The sequence below is a fragment of the Romboutsia sp. genome (assembly GCF_035470145.1).
In the GTDB taxonomy this organism is placed as follows: Bacteria; Bacillota; Clostridia; order Peptostreptococcales; family Peptostreptococcaceae; genus Romboutsia_D.
On the sequence record NZ_DATIRC010000265.1, the window covers coordinates 1 to 4,066 of the forward strand.

Below are 4,066 nucleotides of genomic sequence, written 5' to 3' on the forward strand. Positions count from 1 at the left end.
ATATTATTGTACGATAATTTTAAGAAGGTGGGGTTTTATATGGATATACAATCAAGAACTAATGCAAAGCAAGCTTTAAATAGCCTTAAGATGGAGATAGCTACTGAACTTGGATATAACTATAACATGACTAATAATAAAATAGAAAGTAATGCTCCTCAAGGAACTTTAGAAGGTCAAGCTAAAAATGTATTAGCTGGTGAGCAAGTTGGTGGAATGATGAGCAGAGAATTAGTACAAATGGGCGAACAAATTTTATTGGATAAATATAATTCTAAAAAATAATATTATAAAAAATCAAAATATCCTAAACTTAATCAAATAATTTAGTTTAGGATATTTTTAGTTATATAAAAATTATTTTTATATTAATTATTCTTTATCAGCTATATCAACCTTTATGCTTAACTCTTCTAGTTGAGTTTCTTCAGCAAATGCTGGAGCATTTGTCATTGGACAAACTGCACTTTGGTTTTTAGGGAATGCTATAACATCTTTTATGTTATTAGTTCCAGCAAGTATCATTACAAGTCTATCAAGACCGAATGCCATCCCTGCAAGAGGAGGAGTTCCATATTTGAAAGCGTCTAATAAGAAACCAAACTTCTCTTGAGCTTCTTCTTGTGACATTCCTAATGCTTTGAACATTTTTTGTTGAACATCCGCGTTAAATATTCTAACACTTCCTCCACCTACTTCATATCCATTTATAACCATATCATAAGCTTTCGCTCTTAGAGATGCTTTATCGTCACCGTCTAATCTATCTATATCTTCATCTAATGGAGATGTGAATGGGTGATGCTTAGCTATCATTCTTCCAGTTTCTTCATCTTCTTCAAATACTGGGAATTCAGTCACCCATAACATGTTATAAGCACTGTTGTCTAATAAATCAAGTCTTCTTGCAACTTCAAGTCTAACTTGTCCTAAAGCGTCAAATACAACAGTATTTTTATCAGCAACGAATAATAATAAGTCACCAGCCTGTGCATCCATTCTATCAAGTATTGCAGTCATTTCTTGCTCATTAAAGAACTTAGCTATTGGAGAAGTTACTTCTCTACCTTCACCAATTCTCATCCAAGCAAGACCTTTAGCTTTGTAAGTCTTAGCATGGTCTTCTAATTTCCCTACTTGCTTTTTGCTAAAGTTCTCTGACTTACCTTTAACATTTATACCTCTAACACTCATACCATCTACAGTAGCATTAGCAAATACGCTAAATCCGCAAGTTTTTACTATATCAGATATATTAGTAAGCTCATATCCAAATCTAGTATCTGGCTTATCTGAACCGTATCTTTCCATAGCCTCAGCATAAGTCATTACTGGAAGTGGTAAAGCAACATCTACGTTTAAAGTTTCTTTAAATATTGTTTGAACCATTTTTTCCATTATGTTCATAACATCTTGTTGTTCAACAAATGACATTTCACAGTCTATTTGAGTAAACTCTGGTTGTCTGTCAGCTCTTAAGTCTTCATCTCTGAAGCACTTAACTATTTGGAAGTATCTATCCATACCACTTACCATTAATAATTGCTTAAATAATTGTGGTGATTGTGGTAAAGCATAGAATTTACCTTCATTAACTCTACTTGGTACTAAGTAATCTCTAGCTCCTTCTGGAGTTGGCTTTATTAAGAAAGGTGTTTCTATTTCAAAGAAATTATTTTGAGATAAGTAGTTTCTAACTATGTTAGCTACTCTACTTCTTAGCATTAAAGTCTTTTGCATAGATGGCTTTCTTAAATCTAAGTATCTATATTTTAATCTTAATTCTTCAGATACATTATCGTCATCTTTTATGTATATTGGTGGTGTTTCTGATTTATTTAATAATCTTAATTCAGTAGCAAATATTTCTATATCACCAGTTGGCATATTAGGGTTTTTAGATGCTCTTTCAGCTACTTTCCCTTTAACAGCTATAACGAACTCTGATCCTAATTTTTCTGCTTTAGCGAAAGCTTCTGCATTAACATCAGTATCAAATATTATTTGGCATAATCCGCTTCTATCTCTTAAGTCAACGAATACTAGTCCACCTAAGTTTCTTTTCTTTTGTACCCATCCCATAAGTACAACTTCTTCATCAATGTTAGTTTCTCTTAAGTCCCCACAATAGTGAGTTCTCTTTAATCCATTTAGAGTCTCCATTATATACCCTCCAGGTCTTTATTTTCATTTGATTATAATTTATTATTTATCATTATTTAGTTTATGTCAACTAATGCTTATTTACTTTATTAAGTTTAAACTATAAATGAACATAATTTAAAGTTATCTTTACCCGTATAAAGTAAAGATAACTTTAAATTAATTATAATCTTTCTTTTAATTCTTTAACTATCTCACTTAATTTTATAGTGATTTGTTCTGATGTAGCCATGTTTTTAAGTGTAGCACTATCATTAGCTAACTCATCATCACCTATAACTATAGTAAACTTAGCATTTATTTTATCTGAATACTTAAACTGAGCCTTAACACTTCTGTCTAAGTGATCATTTTCTGCACTTATATGATTGTATCTTAAATCTTTAAGTAATTTAAAGCTCTTAGTCTTAGCTTCATCACCTATTGTTGCTATATATATATCAGTGGCTTGAGGATTTTCTATTTCTATATTATTATTTTCAAGAGTTAATAATAATCTTTCAACACCTAAACCAAATCCTATACCACTTACCCCCTTAGGTCCACCTAATTGTTCAACAAGTCCGTCGTATCTTCCACCACCGCAAACTGTACTTTGAGATCCTATATCATTAGATATTATTTCAAAAGCAGTTTTCTTGTAGTAATCAAGACCTCTAACTATACTTTTATCAACTACAAAGTTTACTTCCATTTCTCTTAAGTACTCTTGTAATTTTTCGAAGTGTGTACTACAATCATCACATATATGCTCTATCATAAATGGTATATCTTGTAAGTTTTCTTGGCAGTTAGGATTTTTACAATCTATAACTCTCATTGGGTTCTTATCTTTTCTATCTAGGCAAGTTTCACATAATATATCTGACTTTTTATCAAGATATTCTTTTAGTTTATCATTGTACTGTGCTCTACAAGTTGGACATCCAACAGAGTTTATACTTACTGCTAAATCATTAAGTCCTACTTCATTGAAGAATTGTACAGCTAAAGCTATAACTTCTGCATCTATTGAAGGCTTATCACTTCCTAGAGCTTCTATTCCAAATTGATGGAATTGTCTTTGTCTTCCTGCTTGTGGTCTTTCATATCTAAAACAAGGTGTTATGTAAAATAATTTTGTTGGTTGAGTATCAGCATATAATTTATTTTCTATAAATGCTCTAACTACACCAGCAGTTCCTTCTGGCTTTAAAGTTATATCTCTTTCACCTTTATCTGTGAATGAGTACATCTCTTTTTGTACTATATCTGTAGTATCTCCTACACTTCTTTTAAATAATTCTGTATGTTCAAATACTGGAGTCCTCATTTCTTCATATCCAAATAATGAACAAACTTCTCTAAATTTATTTTCAACATAATTCCATTTATAAGAATCTTTTGGAGTTATGTCTTTAGTTCCTCTTGGCGCTTTAGTTAACATTTTGGTATATCTCCTTTCTTTTTCTTTCTATCATTTCATCTACTCTATCTATATATTGCTCAACGTTTTTAACGTTATCCACTCTTTCAATTCTATCTTCATCAACATATACAAACTTTGATATAGATCCAGCACCTACTGCATAGTTACTTTGTTTTTCTTCCATTATTTGTATATTATAAATGCACTCATATCCTTCTTTAGCATATCCTATATTTTCTAAGTTTCCTAGCATATGTTTTTGACGATACATATAATATGGATTAAGTCCCATATCTTTTGCATACTCCATTGATAAATCTATCATTTTTATCATTTCTTCATATTTTGTAAGTTCATATTTATCTAAGTTTTCTTTTAGATTTGATGCTCTTTTTATAGCTAATGTATGTACTGTTAAGCTTTCCGGAGAAAGTTCTTTAATTTTTTGTAAAGTGTTTTTAACCATATCTAAATTTTCATCAACAAGACCTAGTA

General features: G+C 30.6%; 3 protein-coding genes and 1 pseudogene. 1 reads left to right on the forward strand and 3 read right to left on the reverse strand.

Features of this window, described 5'->3' with window-relative positions; translation table 11 throughout:
* Window positions 1–39: 39 nt before the first annotated feature.
* The gene (locus tag VLM92_RS11170) at window positions 40–285 is read left to right on the forward strand and encodes a small, acid-soluble spore protein, alpha/beta type (protein WP_325276425.1); all 246 of its coding nucleotides are present in this window, start codon (window positions 40–42) and stop codon (window positions 283–285) included.
* A gap of 87 nt (window positions 286–372) precedes the next feature.
* Here the strand turns inward: VLM92_RS11170 and aspS are convergent, their stop codons facing one another.
* From aspS to VLM92_RS11185, 3 genes and pseudogenes are all read right to left on the reverse strand, one after another.
* Window positions 373–2,163 carry an aspartate--tRNA ligase gene (gene aspS / locus VLM92_RS11175; RefSeq protein WP_325276426.1) on the reverse strand — a complete coding sequence of 597 codons (1,791 nt, stop codon included), beginning with the start codon at window positions 2,161–2,163 and terminating at the stop codon, window positions 373–375.
* A gap of 163 nt (window positions 2,164–2,326) precedes the next feature.
* Window positions 2,327–3,589: a histidine--tRNA ligase gene (hisS, locus tag VLM92_RS11180; protein WP_325276427.1), complete on the reverse strand. Its 1,263-nt coding sequence runs from the start codon at window positions 3,587–3,589 to the stop codon at window positions 2,327–2,329.
* A pseudogene (locus VLM92_RS11185) lies at window positions 3,579–4,066 on the reverse strand (coproporphyrinogen dehydrogenase HemZ); the annotation flags it as partial. The pseudogene VLM92_RS11185 and the gene hisS, both read right to left, overlap by 11 nt.